Annotated in this window: 25 protein-coding genes; 14 read left to right on the top strand and 11 right to left on the bottom strand. The window is 62.7% G+C overall.

The annotated features are described in order from the left end of the window. Positions 1-205: 205 nt before the first annotated feature. From NO932_RS12400 to NO932_RS12390, 3 genes are read right to left on the bottom strand one after another with little or no spacing between them, the layout of a single operon-like run. Entirely contained in the window at positions 206-673 is a 468-nt protein-coding gene (locus NO932_RS12400; protein ID WP_309207628.1) for a hypothetical protein, read from the bottom strand. Then, positions 670-990 carry a rod-binding protein gene (locus tag NO932_RS12395; protein ID WP_309207627.1) on the bottom strand — a complete coding sequence of 107 codons (321 nt, stop codon included), beginning with the start codon at positions 988-990 and terminating at the stop codon, positions 670-672. The genes NO932_RS12400 and NO932_RS12395 overlap by 4 nt, the downstream gene beginning before the upstream one ends. Further along, positions 990-2,114 carry a flagellar basal body P-ring protein FlgI gene (locus NO932_RS12390; RefSeq protein WP_309207625.1) on the bottom strand — a complete coding sequence of 375 codons (1,125 nt, stop codon included), beginning with the start codon at positions 2,112-2,114 and terminating at the stop codon, positions 990-992. Before NO932_RS12390 ends, NO932_RS12395 begins: the two co-directional genes overlap by 1 nt. A 253-nt stretch (positions 2,115-2,367) precedes the next feature. On the opposite strand from NO932_RS12390, the gene NO932_RS12385 reads away from it, so the two are divergent. Both NO932_RS12385 and dksA read left to right on the top strand, forming a co-directional pair. Next, positions 2,368-2,784: a flagellar assembly protein FliX gene (locus NO932_RS12385; RefSeq protein ID WP_309207624.1), complete on the top strand. Its 417-nt coding sequence runs from the start codon at positions 2,368-2,370 to the stop codon at positions 2,782-2,784. Between the two features lie 180 nt (positions 2,785-2,964). Beyond that, positions 2,965-3,384, top strand: coding sequence for an RNA polymerase-binding protein DksA (dksA, locus tag NO932_RS12380; protein WP_309160679.1), 420 nt, complete (start codon positions 2,965-2,967; stop codon positions 3,382-3,384). 80 nt (positions 3,385-3,464) lie between these two features. On the opposite strand, the gene NO932_RS12375 is transcribed toward dksA, so the two are convergent. Beyond that, complete coding sequence (locus NO932_RS12375; RefSeq protein ID WP_309207622.1) at positions 3,465-5,045, bottom strand: ABC-F family ATP-binding cassette domain-containing protein; 1,581 nt, start codon at positions 5,043-5,045, stop codon at positions 3,465-3,467. 364 nt (positions 5,046-5,409) lie between these two features. Then, positions 5,410-6,903 (bottom strand): carboxypeptidase M32, encoded by a 1,494-nt coding sequence (locus tag NO932_RS12370; RefSeq protein ID WP_309207621.1) that lies wholly within the window; start codon positions 6,901-6,903, stop codon positions 5,410-5,412. A gap of 145 nt (positions 6,904-7,048) precedes the next feature. On the opposite strand from NO932_RS12370, the gene NO932_RS12365 reads away from it, so the two are divergent. After that, the gene (locus tag NO932_RS12365; protein ID WP_309207620.1) at positions 7,049-7,468 is read left to right on the top strand and encodes a hypothetical protein; all 420 of its coding nucleotides are present in this window, start codon (positions 7,049-7,051) and stop codon (positions 7,466-7,468) included. 185 nt (positions 7,469-7,653) lie between these two features. On the opposite strand, the gene flgH is transcribed toward NO932_RS12365, so the two are convergent. The 4 genes from flgH to flgF are packed head-to-tail and all read right to left on the bottom strand — an operon-like array spanning position 7,654 to position 10,973. Further along, positions 7,654-8,397 carry a flagellar basal body L-ring protein FlgH gene (gene flgH, locus NO932_RS12360; protein ID WP_309207619.1) on the bottom strand — a complete coding sequence of 248 codons (744 nt, stop codon included), beginning with the start codon at positions 8,395-8,397 and terminating at the stop codon, positions 7,654-7,656. 52 nt (positions 8,398-8,449) lie between these two features. Beyond that, positions 8,450-9,403 carry a flagellar basal body P-ring formation chaperone FlgA gene (gene flgA, locus NO932_RS12355; protein ID WP_309207618.1) on the bottom strand — a complete coding sequence of 318 codons (954 nt, stop codon included), beginning with the start codon at positions 9,401-9,403 and terminating at the stop codon, positions 8,450-8,452. A 22-nt stretch (positions 9,404-9,425) separates the two neighbouring features. Further along, a complete protein-coding gene (flgG, locus tag NO932_RS12350; RefSeq protein ID WP_309207617.1) occupies positions 9,426-10,211 on the bottom strand; it encodes a flagellar basal-body rod protein FlgG in 786 nt (261 codons plus the stop codon). Positions 10,212-10,229: 18 nt separating this feature from the next. Then, positions 10,230-10,973, bottom strand: coding sequence for a flagellar basal-body rod protein FlgF (flgF, locus tag NO932_RS12345; RefSeq protein WP_309160686.1), 744 nt, complete (start codon positions 10,971-10,973; stop codon positions 10,230-10,232). Between the two features lie 279 nt (positions 10,974-11,252). Between flgF and NO932_RS12340 the strand changes: the two genes are divergently transcribed. From NO932_RS12340 to NO932_RS12320, 5 genes are all read left to right on the top strand, one after another. After that, complete coding sequence (locus NO932_RS12340) at positions 11,253-11,741, top strand: flagellar basal body-associated FliL family protein (RefSeq protein ID WP_309207616.1); 489 nt, start codon at positions 11,253-11,255, stop codon at positions 11,739-11,741. A gap of 3 nt (positions 11,742-11,744) precedes the next feature. After that, a complete protein-coding gene (gene fliM / locus NO932_RS12335) occupies positions 11,745-12,845 on the top strand; it encodes a flagellar motor switch protein FliM (RefSeq protein ID WP_375142743.1) in 1,101 nt (366 codons plus the stop codon). Position 12,846: 1 nt separating this feature from the next. Continuing rightward, positions 12,847-13,263 carry a DUF6468 domain-containing protein gene (locus NO932_RS12330; protein WP_309207615.1) on the top strand — a complete coding sequence of 139 codons (417 nt, stop codon included), beginning with the start codon at positions 12,847-12,849 and terminating at the stop codon, positions 13,261-13,263. Beyond that, the gene (locus NO932_RS12325) at positions 13,260-14,039 is read left to right on the top strand and encodes a hypothetical protein (protein ID WP_309207614.1); all 780 of its coding nucleotides are present in this window, start codon (positions 13,260-13,262) and stop codon (positions 14,037-14,039) included. The genes NO932_RS12330 and NO932_RS12325 overlap by 4 nt, the downstream gene beginning before the upstream one ends. Positions 14,040-14,149: 110 nt before the next feature. Next, complete coding sequence (locus tag NO932_RS12320) at positions 14,150-17,467, top strand: hypothetical protein (protein WP_309207613.1); 3,318 nt, start codon at positions 14,150-14,152, stop codon at positions 17,465-17,467. A gap of 69 nt (positions 17,468-17,536) precedes the next feature. Here NO932_RS12320 and fliP read toward each other — a convergent pair whose 3' ends face one another. Further along, positions 17,537-18,265 carry a flagellar type III secretion system pore protein FliP gene (fliP, locus tag NO932_RS12315; RefSeq protein WP_309207612.1) on the bottom strand — a complete coding sequence of 243 codons (729 nt, stop codon included), beginning with the start codon at positions 18,263-18,265 and terminating at the stop codon, positions 17,537-17,539. 37 nt (positions 18,266-18,302) lie between these two features. After that, the gene (locus NO932_RS12310) at positions 18,303-18,884 is read right to left on the bottom strand and encodes a flagellar biosynthetic protein FliO (protein ID WP_309207611.1); all 582 of its coding nucleotides are present in this window, start codon (positions 18,882-18,884) and stop codon (positions 18,303-18,305) included. Between the two features lie 203 nt (positions 18,885-19,087). Here NO932_RS12310 and flgB point away from each other — a divergent pair, with 203 nt between their 5' ends. The 6 genes from flgB (at position 19,088) to flhB (ending at position 22,602) form a co-directional block, all read left to right on the top strand. Beyond that, the gene (gene flgB / locus NO932_RS12305) at positions 19,088-19,489 is read left to right on the top strand and encodes a flagellar basal body rod protein FlgB (RefSeq protein WP_309207610.1); all 402 of its coding nucleotides are present in this window, start codon (positions 19,088-19,090) and stop codon (positions 19,487-19,489) included. 10 nt (positions 19,490-19,499) lie between these two features. Further along, positions 19,500-19,913: a flagellar basal body rod protein FlgC gene (gene flgC / locus NO932_RS12300; protein WP_309160695.1), complete on the top strand. Its 414-nt coding sequence runs from the start codon at positions 19,500-19,502 to the stop codon at positions 19,911-19,913. 48 nt (positions 19,914-19,961) lie between these two features. Further along, complete coding sequence (locus NO932_RS12295) at positions 19,962-20,285, top strand: flagellar hook-basal body complex protein FliE (protein WP_309160696.1); 324 nt, start codon at positions 19,962-19,964, stop codon at positions 20,283-20,285. A gap of 193 nt (positions 20,286-20,478) precedes the next feature. Then, entirely contained in the window at positions 20,479-20,745 is a 267-nt protein-coding gene (fliQ, locus tag NO932_RS12290; RefSeq protein WP_309160697.1) for a flagellar biosynthesis protein FliQ, read from the top strand. Between the two features lie 6 nt (positions 20,746-20,751). Then, positions 20,752-21,513, top strand: coding sequence for a flagellar biosynthetic protein FliR (fliR, locus tag NO932_RS12285; protein ID WP_309207609.1), 762 nt, complete (start codon positions 20,752-20,754; stop codon positions 21,511-21,513). Between the two features lie 3 nt (positions 21,514-21,516). Next, complete coding sequence (gene flhB / locus NO932_RS12280) at positions 21,517-22,602, top strand: flagellar biosynthesis protein FlhB (RefSeq protein ID WP_309207608.1); 1,086 nt, start codon at positions 21,517-21,519, stop codon at positions 22,600-22,602. Positions 22,603-22,742 lie beyond the last annotated feature (140 nt).

Raw genomic sequence — 22,742 nt, 5'->3', positions numbered from 1 at the left:
CGCCAACCTCTCCGTTCGTCATTGTCGGGCTCGACCCGACAATCCGCAACGTTGCTGCAATCGCGGTAGGCGTTTGGGGCATGAAGCGGAAGCGAGACCCACCTCTTCTGCGGTTGCGGAAGCCTTGCGTGTCTCCGGGTCGAGCCCGAAGACGACGAGGTGGAGAGGGAGAGGTTAGCTACGAGAGTTGCGCGGCTCCATGCAATCAAAGCGCCCGGTTGATCGAGATGCCTTTCATGGCGTCGGCGGACTGTTGCGGGGCCTGGCCGGAAGCGCCGTAAATTTTGGGCTTGGCGGTGTTGCCGGCGGCGCGGGCGACGTCGGAGAGGAGGTGCTCGGTGACCGTTTTGGCCGTGGCGAGAACGCGGAGGTTTTCGGCCATCTGGGTGGCGAGGGCCTCGTGGCCTCGGCGCAGGGCGTCGACGCGTGTAGGCGCTTCGGCCTTCAATCGCGGCGCGGCGCGCTGCACGGCGCGAGCGAGGGCCACGTAATCCTGGGCGAGCTGGGTCTTTTCGCCGGTCAATGCGGTGGCCTCGCGCACATGGCCGGCACGCAGGAAGGTGGTTTCGCGGTTCATGACCTCGACAAGGGCAGCCAGAGCCGTTTCGGCGCGGGAGCAAAGGGTTTCGGCATCGAGCGATTCAAGCGCGACAAGGCGTTCGGCTGCGGTCATTTGTTGTAAGCTCCCATGGATAAGAGGTTCGGCTCTGCGGCCATGGACCCCTGCGTTTCGATAAGGGCGGCGACCATCTGATCGGCAATGCCGATGCCGCCGGCCCGGGCCATTTCAGCCGCATATTCTTCAGCCATCATGCCGCGCCAGGTTTCTTCGGCATGGCCACCGCCGAACAGCGAGGTATCGGTTTCAAGACCCTTGAACATTTCCGAGACGAGGGTGTTCAGGAATACGCCCTCGAGTTCCACAGCCTTTTCGCGCAAGGCGGCATAGCCGGACATGGTTGTGTGGGCGGGGTTGATCGCGAAGGCCATCAGATCACCTCGATTTCGGCCTGAAGGGCGCCGGACGCCTTGATGGCTTGCAGGATGGCGATGAGATCGCGCGGGGAGATGCCCAGCGCATTGAGGCCATCGACCAGCTCCTGCAGCGAGATCGATTCCGGCACCACGGCGAGTTGGGTGCCGTCTTCGGTGACCTCGATCTGGGTGCGCGGCTCGACGGCGGTGACGCCGTCGGTAAAGGGCTCTGGCTGCACGATATTGGGGTTCTCGGCAATCGAGATGGTGAGGTTGGCGTGGGCGATGGCGACCGCGGAGACGCGGACATCGCGGCCGATGACGATGATGCCGGAATTCTCGTTGATGACGATGCGGGCGGCCTGGTCAGTCTGGATGACGAGCTGTTCGATATCGGTCAGCAGGTCCACGATGTTGCCGTTGAAATTGTTGGGCAGCGACAGGCGGACATTGGCCGGATCGGTCGGGATGGCGACGGGGGTGCCGATCAGATCGTTGATCGCTAGGGCGATGCGGCGCGAAGTGGTAAGGTCGGGGTTTTTCAGCGACAGGCGCACGGAATGCTGGGCGCCAAGGGTGAAATTGATCTCGCGCTCGATGAGACCGCCCGAAGACACCAAGCCGGTGGTGGGAACGCCGGAGACAACGGAAGCGGCTTCGCCTTCGGCGGAAAAGCCGTTGATGAGCACCGAGCCCTGGGCGATGGCATAGGCTTCGCCGTCAGCGCCGAGCAGGGGTGTGACGAGCAGTGTGCCGCCCTGCAGCGATGTGGCATCGCCCATGGCGGAGACGTTGACGTCTATGCGGGTGCCCTGGGTCGCAAAGGGCGGCAAATTGGCGGTGACCATGACGGCGGCGACATTGGCCGTGCGCAGGGTTTCGCCGCGGGTATTGACCCCCATGCGTTCGAGCATGGCCGTGAGCGATTGGCGGGTGAAGGGGGAGTTGTTGAGGCTGTCGCCGGTGCCGTTGAGGCCCACGACGAGGCCGTAGCCCACGAGTTGGTTGTCGCGTACGCCTTCGATATCGACGATATCCTTGATGCGGGCCGGCGCGGCATGCGCCGAGGCGATGCCGGCAAACCCGATCGCGGCGGCGGCCAGTAGAGTCAGTGTCCTTTTGAACAGTCCTGTGGTCATCAACCCGATTCCCCGTTTCCGGGCGGTGCGCTTCGTCCCCACGAAGGCGCGCCGCGTTGTGCAAAGGGGGTTGCGAAAAGCGTGCCAAGTGCGCGTGTTCCGAGAAAATACGTTGATTTACACGGACTTGGTGGGGCGGTTGTGCGGCGACGCTCATTATGGTGGGCAGTGTTTGCCGGGTGGTTAAGGTAAAATTAACGTATGGCGGCAAAATCTGCCGACAACGAAATGTTAACCACGAGCAGCCGGCACGATGCGGATCGACGGAACAGGGCGGATCATCACGACGAACCGGCCGGGAGCGGCGGGCAAGGCGTCGGGCGAGGCATTCCGGCTCGATGGCGGACAGACGGCCGGACGCGCGACGCAGACCTCGGCGCCGATCGCGGCGGGGGGAATCGATGCGCTGCTGGCGCTGCAGGCGGTGGACGATGCGACGACGGGGCGGCGCAAGGCGGTCAAGCGGGCCAATCTGCTGCTCGATGCGTTGGAAGATATCCGGGCCGACCTTCTGGCCGGGCAGGTGAGCGAGGGGCGGCTCAATCGCGCGATCGCCCTGCTGCAGCAGGCCAAGGGGCAGGTCGATCCCGAACTTGAGGCGGTGGTGGCCGATATCGAGTTGCGGGTGCGGGTGGAGCTGGCAAAGCTCGGGCGCTTTCCGCCGCTGTAATCAAACTGCAGCATTGGCCGCATCATATCGCGCCCGGACGCGGTGGTGCCGATTCGATTGCTGTTGCAGAACTGTTATGCGCTCACGGCGAAGTTAACAGAGGGTGCAAAATACAATTGCCCGGTCCTTGCGTCCCCACTATATAGGCGGCACCTGTTGCCAAGGGGAGTGAGTCTTACGATGTCGGTAGAGGCCCTTGCTGACGACTATCGTCCCTCCGAGGACGAGGAATTCATGAACGCGCGGCAGCGCGAATATTTCCGCAAGAAGCTCAATGCCTGGAAGGACGAGATCCTTCGCGAAAGCCGGGCGACACTGGAAAATCTCCAGGAAGAGAGCACCAACCACCCGGACATGGCCGATCGCGCATCGTCGGAAAGCGATAGGGCGCTCGAATTGCGCACCCGCGACCGGCAGCGCAAGCTGATTGCCAAGATCGACGCGGCTTTAAAGCGTATCGAGGATGGGTCGTACGGCTATTGCGAGGAAACCGGCGAGCCGATCGGCCTGGCACGGCTCGATGCGCGACCGACCGCCACGCTGAGCCTGGAAGCCCAGGAGATGCACGAACGACGCGAGAAGGTTTATCGCGACGATTGATTTGATGAGTCATTCAAAATGATTACGGCGGTCTGTTGAAGGAAAACTTCAGCGGGCCGCTTTTTGTTTGGCAGATGAGTTCACGTCAGCGCAACCTCACGCGTCACGCCGATCGCTTCCAGGAACGGGCGGTCGTGGCTGACGACGAGCAGGGCGCCGTCATAGGCGGAAAGCCCGACCTCGACGGCCTGTATGGAATCCAGGTCGAGGTGATTGGTGGGCTCGTCAAGAATCAGGAGCTGCGGCGGGGTTTGCGTGCCGAGCACGCAGGCGAGGCCGGCTCGCAGAGTTTCACCGCCCGAGAGCGTATTCACGATCTGAAGAGCGGCCTCGGCGCGGAACTTGAACCGGGCGAGGGCGGCGCGGCAGGCGTTTTCCGTCGAGCTGGAGTTGAGGGCAAGAAAGTTGTCCCGGATGGTCAGTGCTGGATCGAGAATAGATACCTGTTGATCGAGGAAGGCGTGAGGGACGTGGATGCTCACAGTGCCCGAGATCGGCGCCAGGCTTCCGGTTATGAGCTTCAAGAGCGTGGTTTTGCCCGACCCATTGGGTCCGGTGATCGCGATACGCTCGGGACCGGTGATCGCAAGTGAGAAATTCGACAGAACAGGTTGGCTAGGATCGTAGCCGGCCGAGACGGCATCGAGGGTGAGCACCTTTCTGCTCGGAGGCAGATTGGCCGGCGGGACCGAGATGGTAACGGGCTGGAGGATTTCGATCTTCTCGCGCGCCGATTGGGCGTCTGCCTGGGCCTGCTCACGGCGACGATCGGCGAGGCGGGCATTTTCGCCGGTGGTGTTCTCGGCATTGTTCTTCATGCCGCCCAGCAGAATACGCGGCAGATCGCCCTTGGCCTTCTTGCATTTGCCGGCAGCGTCGGAGCGGGCCTGACGCTCTCTGGTTTGCTGGGCCTTTCTTTCGACTTCGGTGATGCGGCGTTCGGCGGTGGCCAGATCATGCTCGGCGGCGGCGATTTCGATGGCCTTGCGTTCGCGATAAAAGGTGTAGTTGCCGCCATAGGCGGTGGCGCCGAGGCTGGTGAGTTCGACAATCGCGTCCATCGTATCGAGCAGTTCACGGTCGTGGCTGACCACGACCACGCCGCCCCGCCAAGAGGTGAGAAGGGTGAGCACCGCGTCACGACCGTCGCGGTCGAGATTGTTGGTGGGTTCGTCCAGGAGGAGGAAGTCCGGTTCCGCGAAGACTAGGGCGGCGAGCATGGCGCGGGTGCGCTGGCCACCAGAGAGGGTAGCGAGCGAGGTATCGGCATCAGTGGCGAGACCGAAGCGGGCGAGGGACCCGGCAAGGCGGGCGTCGAGGGTCCAGTCGGCATCGGTCAGATCCTCGGCGCTGGCGGTGCCAGCTTCGGCGCGGGCAAGGAGCGCCAGGGCGTTGCGGACGCCGAAGAGGTCGGCGATCGTTTCACTTGGGCCGGCCTGGAGCGACTGGCGCAGCATGCCGATAGTGCCATCCACGGTGACCGCACCCGACTGAGGAGCGAGGGCGCCGGTTATGAGCTTCAGGAGAGTCGACTTGCCTACGCCATTTCGGCCCACAAGGGCGGTACGCTGGCGGGAGAAGGCGAGATCAAGATTGGAAAAGAGCTGGGTGCCGTCAGGTGTGGCGTAGCTGAGGGCGGAAAGCGTGATGTGTGCGGGCATGGGAAATGGTCTGCGTGCTGACGTTGCGGAAAAGGGCTTGCGTCAGACGGAAATCCATTTGGGCACACATCCTGTTGGTGTTGCGGATGAACGGAAGATAGGGGTTGAGGGCGCGGTGTCAAGTTCAGGTAGCTACCGTCAAAGACACATTTTGCGATGCGCAGAGCCAGAATCTAATAACGGACAGATGACGTTTGAACAGCTCTACTTTATCGTCGGCGGCCCGCTGATCGCGGTGGCGCTGGTCTATGCCCTGTCGAAGGTTTTAAAGCCCAAACACCCGCATCCCGGCGAGTGATTGCGGAGACCCTGCGCGCCCGAACATTGCGGATCGGCGCTTTTGCTATCGTGGGGAGCCAGTTGCTCACCCGTACCGCTTCTTTAAGTGCGCGATGAAGATGTCGGGGTTGAGCGTTTCGCCGGTGGCACGCTTGAGAAGGTCCGGCGTGGAGTAGCGGGAGGCCTGTTGCCAGATGTTTTCGGCTCGCCAGGCGTTGACGCCGGAGAAATCGCCCGCAGCGATCTGATCGAGGACATTAGGCATGGCTTTCTCGATCGATTGCCATTGCTGGGCGGCGATCAGGGCGCCCAGGGTGTAGGAGGGGAAATAGCCGAAGAGGCCGGCGGACCAATGGACATCCTGCATTGGGCCGTCCTTGGGATTGTCGATGGTCGAGAGGCCGAGATATTCGGTCATTTTCGCGTCCCATGCCTCGGGGACGTCGGTGACTTCGAGCGTACCGCCGATCAAAGCCTGTTCGAGTTCGAAGCGCAGGATGATGTGGAGCGGGTAAGTCACCTCGTCGGCATCGACGCGAATGTAGCCACGTTCGACCTTGTTGACCTCGGCCACTACGTCCTCGACATCCCAGCTCGCCAACGCCCCTTCGCCCAGATGAGTGGCGACGATGGGCATGGCCCACTCCCAGAATCGCGGGGCATGGGCGAGTTGCTGTTCGACGAACAGAGATTGGCTTTCATGCATGGCCATGCCGCGGGCTTGCCCCACCGCCATATGGGAAAGCGCCTTGGGGAGACCCTGTTCGTATAGGGCGTGGCCGGTTTCGTGCAGCACACCCATGAGCGAGGTCAGGAACTCGTCGGTGCGATAGCGCGTGGTCATTCGCACATCTGTGGGAACGCCGCCGCAGAAGGGGTGGTGGGAGACGTCGAGCCGGCCATGGGTGAAATCGAAGCCGAGGGCCTGCATCATCGAGAGGCCGAGTTCGCGCTGTTTTTCGATAGCGAACGGGCCTTTGACCGTCTTCGGCGGGCGCGCCTCGTGGCGGCGGGCCTGGGCCTCCAGTGCCTCGGGCACGAAATCGATGAGGAAGGATTTGAGTTTTTCGAGCACCGGAGCGACGTCGGCGACGCGGTTGCCGGGGTCGAACTGTTCCATCAGCGCATCGTAGGGCGCAAGGCCGAGAGCATCGGCGCGCATTTGTGCTTCCTCGCGGGCCAGCGCCACGACGCCTTCAAGCGCGGGGGCGAAATTGGCCCAATCGTTTTTAGCGCGCAAGTCGCGCCAAAGCTGTTCGGAGCGCATCTCGGCCTGGGACTTGCGGCGCACGAAATCGGCGGGCAGGCACGTGGCGTTTGTGTAGACGCGCTTGAATTCGCGCAGGGCGAGTTGCTGCTCCTCCGAAAGGTCCTCGCTTTCGGCTTTGGCGATCCAATCGCCGATTTCGGGCGCCGTCGCCGTCTCGTGCCGCAGGCCGTGGAGGAAGGACACGGACTCGGCGCGCTTTTCGCCGCCGCCCACCGGCATGTTGGTCGCCTCGTCCGCAGAAAGGATTGCGATGGCGTGCTCGATGGATTCGAGCTTGCGGCCAAGAGCTTCGAGATCGGCGAAGGACATGAGGGGGCTCCAGTAAGAATTCGCATTCTTGTAGCGATCCAGGTGAGCCAAGGGAAGCGCCGCAGGTTTTGCTTCCGCAGGCGTCAGGGAAATGTCAGGCACAAAGGCGTAAAAAGCCGGGATGGCGGGATCAAAGGAGTATGCAATGACAAACATAAAGTTCGCTCTCGTCGCCAGCCTGTTGATCGCAGCGCCCGGCGCGGCGCTGGCCCAGGAAGCTCCCGAGACCTGCGAGCCGCAGACTGTCGCGCAATGGCTCGGTCTCGAAACTATTTCCGGCTGCATCGATGAGGGAACCGAAGATGGCGATGAGACTGCCGAATCGGAAGGACCGCTCCAAGGGCTTCTCCAGGCCCATGAATCTTCAGGCGGCAAATCGACTGCCGCGCTGGAACACGCCAACTCCATGAGCGGCGGGGCCGTACTCGCGGCACACTCGCAGGCAGGTGCGGAGGATGAGGACGAAACCGAGGACGACGAAGAGACCGAGGACGAAGAAGATAATGGAAACGGCCGGCCCGACAATCCTGGGCGTCCAGATGGCGTCGGCGGTGGGCGTCCTTAACCGGGATTGCTTCGGCTTTTCCCATGCATGAGAGCCGAAACAGGAAAGGCGCAGCGGGGAGCTGCGCCTTTCTCATATACGGTCCGACGGGGAGGACGGACCGGGAGCCGGCTGCCGCAAGGTTGGGGAACGGCAGGCGGCTGGGGAGGAGCCGAGGATGAGCTAGGGGCTCACCCCGATCTTGTTTAGAACGGCAGGATAGCGTCGAGGATCTGCTGGCCGTAGCGGGGTTGCTGGACATCGGTGATCTGGCCGCGGCCGCCATAGGCGATACGGGCCTCGGCGATTTTCGAGGAGTCGATGGTGTTGTCCGAGGCGATATCCTCGGGACGAACGATGCCGGCGACGATCAGGTCGCGCACTTCGAAATTGACGCGCACTTCCTGGCGGCCTTCGATGACGAGGTTGCCGTTGGGGAGCACCTGGGTGACCACGGCGGCGACCTGGGTGGTCAGGCGTTCCGAGCGGTTGACCGAGCCATTGCCCGAATTGGTGATGCCCGAATTGGTGCCGATAGCGGCATCGGCGGTGACATCGGCGGGGGCGACGGAGTTGAAGATCGAGCCCAGAGCTCCGCCCAGACCGGCCTCGTTTGACGACGAGCGGGTGGCGGTGGTGGTGTTGCCGATCTGGGCGCGGTCGTCGATGGTGACGACCACGGTGAGGATGTCGCCCACCTTGCCGGCGCGCTGATCCTTGAAAAAGCCGCGGGCATCGGAGCGGAACAGCGAGTTGGGCTGGTAGACGGCGGGCTCGGCGGCGGGCATGGGCATGGTGACCGGACGATAACCGGCGGTGACCGTGGGGTCGACGATTGGGCTGAGGGCCGGAGCGCGGCCCACATTGGCGAGGCGATCGGAAGTGGTGGCGCAGCCGGCGATGGCCGAAACCAGCATCAGGCCAGCCATGATCTTGAAAAATGCGTTCATTTTGGTTCCCCGTTGGTAGAGCCACGCTTCCCCAAGCGCGGCGATTGCAAGGTTAGAGGCCAGCGACCTGCTGGCTGCCGGAAACGACGGTGACGGTGCCATCCTGCGTGGCGACGCCTTGCAGGACTTTGTTGCTCATGGTGTTGAGCACGGTGACGGGCTCAGAAAGGCTGGCGGCGTTGAGGGCCTTGCCGGTGGTGGTGAGGGTCAGCGCGCCCTGCTGATAGATGACGGTCACATTCTCGTTGCGCGAGATGATCTTGGGCGCGGCGATATCGGAGGGGCGCAGCATGACGCCGGCGCGGGTCTGGCGCTGGAGTTCCTTGCCCACCAGTTCCTCGACGGCGACCAGGCCCGTGGATTCCGCATAGGCCAGCGGGATCATGCGCATCTCGACATCGTCATGCGAGAGGATGGTGCCCTGGGGCAGGGTGCGGGTGAGGTGGGGGGCGGCGACCAGCAACTGGATCTGGCCCGAAAGATCGAGCGGACGATCGATGCCGGAAATCTGGAAGCGTGCCGAAAAGGTGGATGAACCCGGCATGTAGCGCAGGATGGTGAGAGTCGCGGGCGTGGCGGTGTCGGTAGCGACCAGTTCGGGCAGGGGGACATCGAGCGCCAGATCCATGTCCATGTTGTCCGAGAGGATGCCGCGGGCGCGCAGATCGTCGGCGATGAGGTCCGAGAGAAGGGGCAGGTCGACCTGAGCACCGGCGCGAGCGACGCGGATGGTATCGAGACCGGCGGTTTCGAACTCATCGACACCGGCCGAACGCAGAGCCGCGGTGATGTCCTCGACCGATAGCACGCCCGAGGTGCCGGGGGCGGGTGCGCGGAACACGGCGGTTTCGGCCATAAGCCCGGCATTGTCGAAGAGATCGCCGACCGTGACGATGGCGGCGTTGACGGTGACGTCGCCGCGCAGGAGCGGTTCGGCCTGGGTGGTGGTGGCCAGCGCGGCGAGGGTGAGGGCGAGGCCGGTGCGTTTGAGAAGCGAAGCGATCATCGTTCTTTGTCCCTATGCCGGATCAGCGGAGTTGGGCGGTGGCCTGCATCATCTGGTCGGCGCCAGAGATCACGCGGGCATTCATTTCGTAGGCACGCTGGGCGGAGATGAGATCGGCCATCTCGGTCACGGCGTTGACGTTGGCGCTTTCGAGGTAGCCCTGGAGCAGGCTGCCCATGCCTTCCTGGCCGGGAAGCCCGACCTGGGCTTCGCCCGAGGCGGCGGTTTCGAGAAAGAGGTTGTCACCCATCGATTCCAGGCCGCCCTTGTTGACGAACCGGGCCATCTGGATCTGGCCGAGCTGCACGGGCTCGGTGGCGCCGTTGATGAAGCCCTCTACGATGCCGTCGCGGCTGATGGAGACCGAGGTGGCATCGGCGGGAATGATGATGCCGGGCTCGATCTGGTAGCCATCGGTGGTGACCATCATGCCGGTGGCATCGCGCTCGAATGTGCCGTCGCGGGTGTAGGCGGTGCGGCCATCGGGAAGGGTGACCATGAAGAAGCCCTCGCCATTGATGGCAAGATCGAGCTCCTTTTCTGTGATGGCGGCGCTGCCCTGGCTCATCACGCGGGAGGTGGCCGAAAGGCGTACGCCCGAGCCGATCTCGATGCCGACCGGCACCTGGGTGCCGTTTTCAGAGGTCGAGGCGCCGGAGCGGCGGTAGGATTGGTAGAGCAGATCCTGGAATTCGGCGCGCTGGCGCTTGTAGCCCGTGGTGCGCATGTTGGCGATGTTGTTGGAGATGACCTCGACATTGCGCTCCTGGGCGGCCATGCCGGTCGATGCGATATAGAGTGCTTTCACGGTAGCTGCTCCTTGGAACTATGCCTGGGTGTCGCCGAGCCGCTGGATGGCGGAGCGACGCAGTTCGTCCTGCTTGTTCATGAGGTCGGCGAGCGAGGAGTAAGCTCGCGTCACGCGGATCATTTCGGTCATTTCACCCACCCCCGAGACATTGGAGCGCTCAAGAGCGCCCTGGACGACCGCCGTGGCGGTGGCCGGGAGTGGCGTGCCGCCGGCAAACATGGTGTCGCCGGTGCGGGTGAGTTCCTGGGCGTTTTCGAATTCGACCACCTGGAGAGCGCCCTTGTTGCCGGCGCTGGAGGTGACGGCCCCTTCGGGGGTAATGGCGATGTCGATTTCTTCCGGCGCAAAGACGATCTGGTTACCGCCATCGGTGAGCACCGGATAGCCGTTCTGGGTCACCAGCACGCCGTCGGAATTGATTTCGAAGGCGCCATTGCGGGTATAGCGGATGCCCTCGGGAGCCTGGACGGCAAAGAAGCCTTCGCCGGCGAGCGCCAGATCGAGCGGATTGCCGGTCTGGGTCACTGCGCCCGGGGCGAGGTCGTGCATGGTCGCCCAGTCCTGCACGTAGGAGAGTTCCTGACTGCCGCGCGGAAAGGTGCGGTCGGCGGCGACCGGCATGATGTATTCTTCGAAAAGGATCGCCTCGGCCTTAAAGCCGGTCGAGTTGATGTTGGCCAGGTTGTTGGCCACCACATCCATCTGCCGCTGCAACGCCATCTGGCGCGACAGTCCGATCAGTTGCGCGTTCTCGATCATGCGCGGTTCCCCGTTGTTCGTCGTAAGCCACCTGCTTCCCCAAGCGGGCGGCTCGTTCGGGACAATGCAGGGAGCATGCCAGCTTAGGAAATGCAGCGATCTCAAATAGTTAGCTGATGGGAAGATTGGTTTGCGCTGGAATATGGTTAACCGGCGGGAAAAATCTACCCGGCAATAACTGCCGCCCCGTATCCAAATCGTAACCATTCGTTAACCCTGTGGGCATTAGCTGGGCGAACGGAAAAAGCGCCGGAAACCGGGGGATTCGGAAGGCCTGCCATGAGCGATGTGACCGAAACGGACGTTAACGCCGCATCCGCTGCCGGCAAGAAGGGCCTGCCCCGGATCGCCTTGATCGGCGGCGGGGTGGCGCTGGTGCTGATCCTGGGTGGGGCTGGCGCTTTCTTTTTCACCCAGTTCGGGTCGTCCGGCGGCCATGAAGAAGCAGCCGCCGCGGCAGCGACGACGGCGTTCTACGACCTGCCCGACATTACGGTAAATCTTAATACCGATGACGGTGCGCCCACATTCCTGCGGCTCAAGGTGGCGCTGGAAGTGCGCGACGAAGCGATGATCGCGATGATCGAGCCCAAGATGGCGCGGGTGCTCGATGCCTTCCAGGTCTATCTGCGCGAGCTGCGCCGCTCCGACCTGGAAGGATCGGCGGGCATCTACCGGCTGCGCGAGGAATTGCAGCGCCGGGTCAACCTCGCCGTCTATCCGGCGAGCGTCGACAATATCCTGTTCAAGGAAATCCTCATTCAGTAGGGCATGATGGCCAACGAAACCGGAAATGGAGACGGCGGCGGGCTGGGCGACGATTGGGCCGCCATGCTCGAAGCGGAAGCGGGGGGCGGCGACACTGCCGGCCGCGTGCTCAACCAGGACGAGATCGACTCGCTCTTGGGCTTCGACGCGAGCGCGAGTTCGAGCGTCGAGTTGACGGGCGTGCGCGCGCTGATCAATTCGGCGCTGGTCTCTTACGAACGCCTGCCGATGCTGGAAATCGCCTTCGACCGGCTGGTGCGGCTGGCGACGACGACGCTGCGCAATTTTACTTCCGACAATGTGGAAGTCTCGCTCGATTCGATCACTTCAGTGCGGTTCGGAGACTATCTGAACTCCATTCCGCTGCCGGCCATCCTGTCGGTGATCAAGGCCGAGGAATGGGACAATTTCGGGCTGCTGACCGTGGACAGCTCGCTCATCTACTCGATGATCGACGTGCTGCTCGGCGGGCGGCGTGGAACGAGTGTCATCCGCGTCGACGGGAGGCCCTATACGACCATCGAGATGGCCCTGGCGCGGCGAATGATCGAGCACATTCTCGATGACATGCGCAAGGCGTTCGAGCCTTTGGCGCAGGTGACGTTCAAGCTCGACCGGATGGAAACCAATCCGCGCTTCGCTGCCATCTCGCGGCCCGGCAACGCGGCCATCCTCGTCGAGCTGCGGATCGACATGGACGATCGCGGCGGCAAGATCGAGATCATGCTGCCCTATGCCACGATCGAGCCGATCCGCGAACAATTGCTCCAGATGTATATGGGCGAAAAGTTCGGTCGCGATCCGATCTGGGAAGGGCATCTGGCGACCGAGATCTATGCCGCCGATACCGAGATATCGGCGGTGCTGCATGAACTCGAACTGCCGCTCTCCAAGGTGCTCAAGCTCGCCGAGGGCGATACGATCATGTTCGACCGCACGCCCTCTGATCCGGTGACGCTCAGATGCGGCGATGTCGATCTCACCAAGGCGGTGATGGGGCATATTGGGAAGAACGTTTCGGTCCGGGTGACCCGACCGCTCAACCCGCCAAAGGTGACGATGGCGGCATTCGAGGCGATGGAAGAAAGCGCGGAAGGCAAATAAAATGGGGTTGCCGCTGGGATTGATGATCGAGATTGCCGTTGCTGTTCTGCTCGCGACGACAATTGGTTACTGCGTGGTTCTCAACAGGCGAATCAAGATGCTGCATGCCGATCGCGCGGCCCTGCAGCAGATGATCGCCGATCTGGTGCAAGCCACCACCATGGCCAACGGGGCGATCAAGGGCCTCAAGGAAACCGCGATCGAAGCCGACGAGCGGCTCAATCAGCGTTTGAACGATGCCGAGCGCTTCGCCATCGAACTGGCCAATCACGTCAATGCCGGCCAGGCGGTGATGGACCGGATCGCCAAGATCACTCAGGCGGCGCGCTCGCCCAATGGCGGTGGTGACGGCAACCGTGCGGGCTCGGCACTGCGCACGCTGCAGGAGCATCAGCGGCGGCGGGAGAGCGCGGCGTGAAGCAGATCCGGCTACTCCCCGTCGTCGTCCTGGCCGCTTCGGCGCTGCTGGTGCTCAAGACCTTCGGCATCGTGTCGGGGCAGGGGTATATTCTCGGCGGGGTGAGTGCGGCGCAGGCCGCGGGCGCCGGAACAGCGCAGGCAGAAGTGGCATCCGAATCCGTCGAGGCCGAGCATGGCGAACTCAGTCCATCCGAAGCGGCGGCTGAAGCTCTTTTCGATGCGGTGCCATCCCATGTCGCGCAGGATGGCGAAGTCAATATTCTCGAGGCGGCCAATGACGGCGCGGCTATGCCGGTTGATGCCCTTGCAGGATCGAGCGAGGCGGTGATCCTGGAGAGGCTCACGGAGCGGCGGGCCGAACTCGATGCGCTGGCCGCCGAGCTCGAAACGCGGCTCGCCGTGGTCGAGGCGGCGGAGCTGCGTATTGAGGAGCGCATGGCGGAACTGAGCGCCATGGAGGCTGAAATCAATGCCTTGGTCGATGCTCAGGAGACGGCAGAAGCCGAGCAGTTCGCAGCTATCGTCGCCATGTATGAGAACATGCGTGCCGGCGATGCGGCGACGATCTTCAACGATCTCGACCGCGATGTGCTCGTGCGCGTGGGCCGCGCAATGAGCCCGCGCAGGCTGGGTCCGATCATGGCGGAGATGGACACGTCCAAGGCGCAGGAGCTGACCGTGCTGCTGGCTCAGACCGGGCCGACAGGCCCCGCTGGCCTCGCCGAACCGGCAACACCCGACTATGCCAATCTGCCGCAGATCGTTGGGCAATAGCCGGCTTTTCCGGTAAGGCCATCTTAAGCGCTGGTGACTAGTCTGCCTCCGAAGTTAGGGCGGCAGGCAGAATGCTTTCGACCACACAGAAACGTGGACGCTCAAATATTGTGATTTTCGACGCCGCGAGAGCTATCTCGCTGGCGTTTTTGTTGCTGGCCGGGTTTCTGGTTTCGACAGCGGCGCGTGCTGAGGAGAGAATTACGCTCGAAGCGCAGCGGCACGAGAATTACGGCCGGCTGATCCTCACCTTTACCGACCGGCTGACGCTGCCCGAGCATGCGGTGTCCAGCGACAACGGCGTGCTGGTGATCGAGGCGCCTGGCGAGCCGATGAGCGGGTTCCTACCCGATGTGGGCACGATTCTGAGCGAATATGTCGCCGTTGCGCGGTTCGACCCGGACCGGACCAGCATTCGGATGGGGCTGCAGGGCAGTTTCCAGGTCAATACCATCGCCGCCGGAGAACAGCTCTATATCGACCTTCTCCCCGCCGATTGGGTGGGGCTGCCCCCGGCTCTGCCGCCCGAGGTGGTGGCGCGGCTGGCCGAGCGGGCCGAAGAGGCGGCACGGATCGCCGAGGAGCGGCGGCGGGCCGAGATGGCCGCCGAATACGATCCGCAGCCGGAAATCCGGGTGGGGCGGCATCCCACATTCTCGCGTATCGCGTTCTCCTGGAATGTGGGTACCAAGGCCGAGTTTATCCGCGAGGGCGGCGCGGCCTCGGTGCGGTTCGATTGGCCGGTGCCGGTCGATCTTTATCCGATCCTTTCGGACAAGCCGGTCGAGTTGGGAGAAGTCGAAAATATCGTCCATGGGGCCGATACCGAAATCACGTTCGAGGTGGCTGAAGACGTCGAGGTCCGCTTCTATGAGCAGTCGAGCAGTGAGTTCATTCTCGATGTCGGCATTCCCGGAAGCGATGAGGAGACCTTCGATATCGCCGCGATAGCGGCGGAGCTCGAGGGAACTGCAGGACCCGACGCGCAAGGTGCGACTGATCCGGCGGATTACAGCGAACCGGAAAATTCGGGCGTCGTGCGACCGCATGTCAGCACGGTCGGGGCAACGGTTCGGGTGGTGTTCCCCTTCACCGAGGAAACGCCCGCAGCCGTGTTCCGGCGCGGCAATGTCGTGTGGATGCTGTTCGACACACGGACCCAACTGGCACGGCCGGACGAGCAATCGAGCGAAATCCTGGACGGGATGGCGAGCGACTTCACCGTCGAAAGCACCGGGGCGGCCTATGTGGTGCGCATGGTTCTCAATGAGAACCGGCTTGCAACCCTGGCCTCCGAGGGCAGGGCATGGGTGCTTTCGCTGGGGGACATCCTGCTTTCGGCGACGCGGCCGGTGACTCTGGAGCGGCGCAAATCGCCCCAGGGGTTGTACGAAATGCTGGCCGATCTCGAACGGCCCGCGCAGGTGCATCAGTTGCGCGATCCCGAGGTGGGCGACATTCTCGATGTCGTCACCGTCTATCCCCCGGCGCGAGGCGTCGTGCGCGATCTCGAATTCGTTGATTTCCAGGCGCCTCGCTCGGTGCATGGGCTGGTCGTCAAGCCACTGCATGAAGGCGTGAGTGTTTCGATCGAGGACCGATACGCGGTGATCGCCGCCGACTCCGGGCTGATACTTTCGGCCGATGACGGGGTGCGCTATCGCACGCCGGAACCATCGAGCCAGAGCGCTCTCGATCTGGTTTCCGTCATGGCGCTCAATCCGGAAGCGTTCAATACGGCGCGTAACGACCTCCTGGCGCAGATTTCGCGAGCCGAGGGACGGGCATTGGACCGGGCACGGCTCGATCTGGCCCAGTTCTACCTGGGCAACAACCTGACTTTCGAAGCCATAGGCGTTATCGAGGTCATGGAGCGGGAATTGCGGCAGGAGGCCCTGACCACGCAGATGAATGCGACGCTCGCGGCGGCAAACGCGCTGGCCGGAAGGGAGGAGGACGCGCTGGCGCTGCTCAATAGCAATGCAATGCGCGACGAAGCCGATGCCATGGTGTGGCGCACCATCGCCAAGGTCGAAAGCGGTGATTTCGCCGGCGCGCGGCTCGATGCGTTCGGGGCCGACACCGTGGTGGACAACTATCCCAACTGGATCCGTTCGCGCTTCCATCTTGCCGCCATCCGTGCGGCGGTGGAGGAGGAAGACGTTGAGATGGCCACCGACATGTTGGGCATCGTCGATCTCGCGACGCTCTCGCGCGATCAAGTGGCCGAATATGAGTTGCTCGCCGGCCGGCTCGACCAGCTCAACGGGCGCTATGCGGAGGCGCTGGAAAGCTATGGACGGGTGATCGCGTCGGACCGGCGCATGGCGTCGACCGAAGCGGTCCTGCGCACGATCGAGCTGCTCGATGAGATGGGCAGTCTCGACATGGCGCGCGCCATTGATACGCTTTCGGTGCAGTCGACGATCTGGCGCGGCGATCAACTCGAGATCGACATCGTCACAAAGCTCACCGATCTGCAATACCGCAACGGGGACTATCGAGACGCGTTCGTCCTCACGCGGGAAATGGCCGACAGTTTCGAGGACGCAAGCCTTCTCGATCCGTTGCTGGCACGGGCACGGGTGGAGTTTTCCGGGCTGTTCCTCGATGGACAGGCGGATTCGCTCGACCCTGTCGCGGCGCTGGCCATCTACTACGACTACCGCCACCTCACCCCGCCGGGTGCGGAGGGCGACATGATGATCCGCAACCTGGCCCAGCGGCTTATCGAGGTCGATCTGCTGGCGCAAGCCGCCGAATTGCTGCGCTATCAGGTGGACAATCGCCTGGAGGGCGCGTCACGGGCCCAGGTCGCGGCCGATCTGGCCGTGGTCCACATCGCCAATCGCGATCCCAATTCGGCGTTGCGCGCGCTCTACGATACGCGGCTGGCGGGGCTGCCGCCGGGATTGCAGCGCCAGCGGCGGGTGCTGGAGGCCAGCGCGCTGATCCAGGCCCACCGGCAGGATCTGGCGCTCGACTTGCTCTCGAGCCTTTCGGGGCGGGACATCGAATTGCTGCGCATCGATGCGCTCTGGAAGGCGCGGCGCTATTCGCAGGCGAGCGAACTCATCGAAGCGCTTTATTCCCCTGATCTCGCTAACGGCGAACTCAGCCCGGTGGGGCGTTCCAACGTGGTCAAGGCGGCGGTGGGCTATGTTCTGGCCAACGACCAGATCGGCCTCTCACGGCTGCGCAGCCGGTTCTCGGGCGTAATGGCGACCACGCCGGAATGGCCAATGTTTGCTTTCGTCTCCGAAGAGGTCAACTCGGAGGGTTCGACCTTCCGCGAGATTGCGCGGCAGGTGGCCGATACCCAGGCGATCAACGGATTTCTGAACGCTTATCGCGAGATTTATGCCGGGCAGGACGCGGTGACACCGCTGCGAGCCGCACCAGAGGCAGGAGCGGTGGCGAGCTTGTAAGGGATTCGGTCCGGCGCTGATCCGGCCATCGCTTATGCTTCGATTGACCTCGCTTTGCGAGGTTGGGCCTCACCCCGTAAAGCTCCGTATCAGCGATCCCGCCACCAAGTGCCAGCCGTCGACGAGGACGAAGAAGATCAGCTTGAAGGGTAGGGAGATGATGACCGGGGGGAGCATCATCATGCCCATGCTCATGAGCACCGAGGCCACGACCATGTCGATGACCACGAAGGGCAGAAAGAGCAGGAAGCCGATCTCGAAGGCTCGGCGCAACTCGGAGATCATGAAGGCCGGGATGAGGATGCGCAGTTCGAGCTCTTCGGGATTTTCCGGGGCAGGGGTCTCGGTGAGATCCATGAACAGCATCACGTCCTGCTCGCGGACATGGGTGCGCATGAATTCGTGCACAGGGCCGGCGCTCAGCTCGAGCGCTTCGGCCATCTCGACTTCGCCGGCAATCAGGGGAGCGATGCCAGCGTTATAACTGGCTTCGAGGGTCGGCGCCATGATGAAGGCGGTCAGAAACAGCGCGAGCGAGATCATCACCGAATTGGGCGGCGCTGTCTGCAGGCCGATGGCGGTGCGCAGCAGCGAAAGCACAACCACGATACGCGTAAAGCTCGTGACCATCACCAGGATGGAGGGAGCCAGCGCGAGAACGGTGATGAGCGCGATCAACTGGATCGCGCGCTCGGTCAGTGTGGTCTCGTCGCCGAAATCGATCGAGATGTCCTGGGCGAGGCCCACGCCAGGAAGGAGGAGAAGGGAGGCTGCGGCAAGTCCGAGGCCCAGCAGCAAGGCCGCGCCGGGGCGAAGGCCACGGCGCGCTGGCGCGTCAGGACTTGGAGGTGGCGTCCTCGTAATCTTTATCCCTCGCCTCAAGCAGCGGTTCGGGTTCCACCGTGGTGGTCGCCGTCATCGCTACGCTTGTAGCTGAGTCGGAAGAGCCGCGGCCCGGTTTGTCGGTCTTTCCCCCATCGAGTTGGGGTTCGGTATCGACCGGGCGCAAAAGGCCGGTGTGGCGCAGGGAGCTAGTATTAGGCCGAATGGGCGCCACGGGCTCGGGTGCGACGACGGGAGCATGTTCTGCCGGCTTGCGGCGCTGAGGACGCTGAACCTGCTGGACCGGGGGAGCGGAAAAGCCGGATTCGACCACCAGATCGTTGGGGCCGCCGATGACGATCAGGTGCTCTGTTTCGTCGCGGCGGACGATCACGGCCTGGCGCTTGTTGTCGATGGCGATCGAATCGATAACGGCGAGGCGCCGGTTACGGCCGCGTCCCACATTGCGCGAGGCATCGCCCACCAGCTTGATCAGCCACACCGCGAGCACGATGAGGACCACCACGATGGCAAGCGCGATGAACATGGTGACGTAATTGGTTTCGCCGCCGAACAGGCTGGTCAGAAATCCCACAAGCAAGCTCCAAATGATTGGCCCCTATCGCCCGACACATAACGGCAGGCGCGATGGCGGGCAACACTTGCCTAGCATAGGACACCATAGGGCCAAAATAGGGAGAATTCGGCAGCGCATATGATCCATGGTTAACGGCTCATTAACCATGTGATGGGCAGAATTTGCCCAGTTAACAAAGTCTGACCGGATTCGCACTTTCCATGGCCATTGGCGACCTGCCGATTTTTGCGGCGCTCAGGAACAAAATGCAATGGCACCAGACGCGCCAGACGCTTTTGGCCGAAAACGTCGCCAATGCGGAAACGCCTGGCTATCGCGGGCGCGATCTTACGGCTTTCTCCACCGATGATGCAGTGCGCGGGACGGCGAGCGTTACCACGCTCGCGACCAATGCACGGCACTATGCCGTGGGCACCGACCCGTCGCGCGCAATGGGTGCTCGGACGATGAACAGCTTCGAGATCATGCCCGAGGGCAATGGGGTGACGCTGGAAGAAGAGATGATGAAGGTCACCACCAACCAGATGGATTACCAGGCGGCAACGACGCTTTATTCGCGCTCCATGCGCGTGATCAAGATCGCGCTCGGCAAGCAGGCGTAAGGAATACCCAATGAATGACTTCATGACATCGATCAAGATTGCCGGCTCGGGGCTCAACGCCCAGACGGCGCGCATGCGGGTGATCGCCGAAAACATGGCCAACGCGGATTCGGCTGCCCGGACGCCTGACGAGGACCCGTATCGGCGCAAGATTCCGACCTTTCACGCCATGCTCAACCGCGAGCTGGGTGCTTATGAAGTGAGCGTAGGGCCGCTTTCGCCGGATATGAGCGATTTTTCCTCGCGCTACGAGCCGGGACATCCGGCAGCCGACGAGAACGGTTATGTAAGCTATCCCAACGTCAACACGCTGATCGAGAGCATGGATATGCGCGAGGCGCAGCGGACGTATGAGGCCAACCTCAATGTGGTGACCGTAGCGCGGCAGATGCTGGGCCGGACGCTGGACATTCTGCGCGGGTAGGGCGCCGTGCCACCCGGCAGCGCGACAAGGATCCAAGGGGATTATTAAATGGCAACTCCGTTCAACGCCGCCGCCGCGGCTTATGGCAATGTCTCGCGGCTGATTTCCGATCAGGCGGCGGGCAAGCTCCCTGCGCCGAGCGCGGGCGCGGCGGGACCTGATTTCGGCCAGATGCTGACCGAGCAGCTCAACTCGGTGACTGAGGCTGGGCAACGGTCCGACCAGCTCGCCATCGACATGGTGAACGGCAAGGCCAATGTCATCGACGTGGTGACGGCACTGGCCGAAACCGAGACGGCGATGGAAACCATGGTGACGGTGCGGGATCGGGTGATTTCCGCCTATGAAGAAATCATGCGGATGCCGATTTGAGATTGCGTGAGGGTGGGCTGCAAATGGCGTCCACCTGCGCTTCCGGTGCTCACGTACCTCAAGTACGCTCCGCTCCGGTCCTCGTTGGACACCATTTTCGCCGCACCCTGACGCAATCTCGGCCTCACGCGACTGCACTGACGCGGCGGACTGTCAGGTGTAAACTCTTGTTAACGAATCGCGTGGGGCCGAGATGACAGGGGCAGAGACGCTCGACATTGCTACGTCCGGCATCTGGACGCTGATCATCATTTCGGCACCCATGATGATCGTGGGGCTGGTGATCGGCGTGATCATCGCGCTGTTCCAGGCGCTGACCCAGATCCAGGAAATGACGCTGGTGTTCGTGCCCAAGATCATCGCGATCTTCGTCACCATGCTTTTGACGCTGCCGTTCATGGGGGCGACGATGGCGGCCTATATGAACGAGATCGTCGATATGATCATCATGGGCTTTTAACGGGCCATGACGGTCAGTCTGGGTCCCGAGATCGCCTATTATTTCTTCCTGATCTTCGCGCGGCTCGGGACAATTCTGATGCTGCTGCCAGCGCTAGGGGAGCAGACCATTCCGGCGCGGATGCGGCTGACCTTCGCGCTGGCCTTTGCCGTCATCCTCTATCCGCTCGTCGCGCCGCAACTGGGTGGTGTGCCCGAAACGGTGGCCGGACTAGCCGCCGCGGTAGGTCATGAGCTTGCCGTGGGCTTCATCCTTGGCGGGCTCATCCGGCTGATCCTTTCGGCTGCCCAGGTGGCGGGGGCGGTGATCGCCTTCCAGATGGGCCTCTCGATGGCGCAGACGACCGACCCCACCCAAGCGGGCGTGCAGGGCGCGGTGGTGGGAAATTTTCTCGCCATGCTTGGGGTGACGCTCATCTTTGCCACCGACCTGCATCACATGCTGCTTGCCGGCGTCTATGCCAGCTACGACTATTTCCCGCCCGATGCGCCGTTGATGCTGGGGGATGCGGCGGAGATGGCCGTGCGGATCATCGCGCAATCCTTCGTTATCGGCATACAGATGAGCGCGCCGCTTCTAGTGTTCGGGCTGGTGTTCTATCTGGGCCTCGGCATCCTGGGGCGGCTGATGCCGCAGATCCAGGTGTTCTTCATGGCCATGCCGGCCAACATCATCATCGGGTTGATCATCTTCGCGCTGCTCCTGAGCCTCACCATGACGCTCTATATCGGCCACCTCGAAGATCATTTCGCGCAGTTTCTGGGGTAGTCCATGAGCGACGACAAGCCGGAACAAAGCGAAAAGACGGAAGACCCTTCCCAGAAACGTCTCGAAGACGCGCACAAAAAGGGCGACGTGGTCAAAAGCCAGGAGGTGACGACCTGGTTTATGGTGCTCGGTTCGGCGCTGGTCTTTGCGTTCGTCGCGCCGATGACCAGCGGATCGATCCTCTCGACGCTGAGCGAGTATCTGGCACGGGCCGACCTCTATGAGGTGGGTGGTCCAGGGTTCAACCAGTTCGTTTATGGCGCGACGACCACGCTGCTCGGCGCGCTGCTCGTGCCGATGACGCTTCTGGCGCTGTGCGGCGTGATCGGCAACATGGTGCAGCACCGGATGGTATTCTCGGCGGAAAACCTCAAGCCCAAACTGTCCAAGATATCGCCGCTCGCCGGCTTCAAACGGCTGTTTTCCACCGAAGGGCTGGTCAATTTCGCCAAGGGTCTGTTCAAGCTCGTCGTGTTCTCCACCATCATGGTGATGGTGGTCTGGCCCGACAGGGACCGGCTATCGACCATCATGACCGCCGACCCGATCGTGATGCTGGAGCTGTTCCAGGAGATCGGGATCAAGATCTTCATCGCCACGCTGATCGCCATCACCGTGGTGGCGATGCTCGATTATCTCTACATGCGCCACAAATGGTGGCAGCGGCAGATGATGACGGTCAAGGAAGTCCGCGACGAGTATAAACAGATGGAGGGCGATCCGCAGCTCAAAGGCCGCATCCGCCAGATCCGGCTCGAGCGTAGCCGCAAGCGCATGATGGCCGCCGTGCCCGAGGCGACCGTCGTGGTGACCAACCCCACCCACTTTGCCGTGGCGCTCAAATATGATCGCGAGATGGCCGCGCCGCAGGTGGTGGCCAAAGGGGTGGATTCGATTGCCCTACGCATCCGTGGGCTGGCAAAGGATCACGATATCCCCATCGTCGAGAACCCGCCGTTGGCGCGGGCGCTCTATGCCGGTGCGGAGGTGGGGGAGACCATTCCGGCCGAACATTTCAAGGCGGTGGCGCAGATCATTGGCTACGTGATGCGGCTGAAACAGCGTTCGGGGTGGAAGAGCGGAGGGTGATGCAGGGTCCCAAAACGTCGGGGCTGCTGTGCCGGGCAAAGGCTGCTGGATTCCGGATTTATTCCCCGAATCCCGTGCAGCATTTGGCGCGAATTCAACCTGGATTGTTAATACGAGGTTAATCCGCACTACCCAAGCCA

This window comes from Pelagibacterium sp. 26DY04, assembly GCF_031202305.1.
GTDB lineage: Bacteria > Pseudomonadota > Alphaproteobacteria > Rhizobiales > Devosiaceae > Pelagibacterium.
The sequence above is the reverse complement of the archived record's forward strand: the minus strand, read 5'-3'. Positions and strand labels throughout refer to the sequence as shown.